Origin of the sequence: Protofrankia sp. Cr1 (assembly GCF_963555865.1) — a bacterium.
Taxonomy (GTDB): Bacteria; Actinomycetota; Actinomycetes; order Frankiales; family Frankiaceae; genus Protofrankia.
Window position 1 is genome coordinate 2,966 of the sequence record NZ_CAUVXO010000273.1, and the last position, 907, is coordinate 3,872.

The following is a 907-nucleotide window of genomic DNA, read 5'->3' on the forward strand; positions in this document are numbered from 1 at the left end:
TCCTGCCCAGCTCGAGGCGGGGCGGGGCCATGGTGGTCAGTCGAGGTGAGATCAGATCGGCCCACTCGACGTCGTCGAACGACGCGAGCCCGACGTCGTCCGGCACGCGTTTGCCGGCCTCGCGCAAGGCCCGCAGCGCCCCGATCGTCATGAGGTTGTTGGCGACGACCAGTGCGCTCGGCGGGTTCGGTTGTGCCAGCAGGTCGTGAACGGCCTGGCGCGCCGGTTCGGCCTGGGATGCGCCCTGGCCGACCAGCCCGGCATCGTAGGGGAGTTCGCATCGCGCGAGCCCGAGACGGTATCCACGGAGCCGTTCCTGCGTGGTGGTCAGGCCGGGCAGGCCGGCGACCATGCCGATGCGGCGGTGACCGAGCTCGGCGAAGTGCTGGACCAGAGCCACGGTCGGCTCCTCGTTGTCGGGTCCGACCTGGTCGAAGTCCGCTGAGGCCAGACGGTCGACAAGGACCGTGGGCACGGCGTTGGCGGCCAGGTAGGCCAGGGCTGAACCCGGAGCGCTGGACGTCGGAGCAATGATCATCCCGTCGACCCGTCGTCCGTGCAGTGCTCGTACCGCTTGCAGCTCCTGGTCCGGGTCGTCCCTGGAGTCCACCAGCAGCAGTGTGTAGCTCGCCGTCGACGTCTCCGTTTCGATCGCGTGGACGACGTCGGTGAAGAACGGGTTCGTGACCACCGGGATCGTCAGGCCGATCGTGCGGGTGCTTGCCGTCACCAGTGATCGGGCGATCGTGTTGTGCGTGTACCCGGTCTGCTCGATCGCCTGCAGTACCGCTTCGCGGGTCTGTTCCCGTACCACCCGGGTGCTGTTGATCACATGGGAGACCGTGGAGACCGAGACGCCCGCGGCCCTGGCGACGTCCGCCATTGTCACCACGCTGATCTCCTGACT

At 68.1% G+C, this 907-nt stretch carries 1 protein-coding gene; it reads right to left on the reverse strand.

Translation table 11 applies throughout. The annotated features are described in order from the left end of the window. On the reverse strand, nt 1-883 hold an 883-nt coding region (locus U9980_RS18735; protein ID WP_322769105.1), incomplete at its 3' end, for a LacI family DNA-binding transcriptional regulator. Between the last annotated feature and the right edge of the window lie 24 nt (nt 884-907).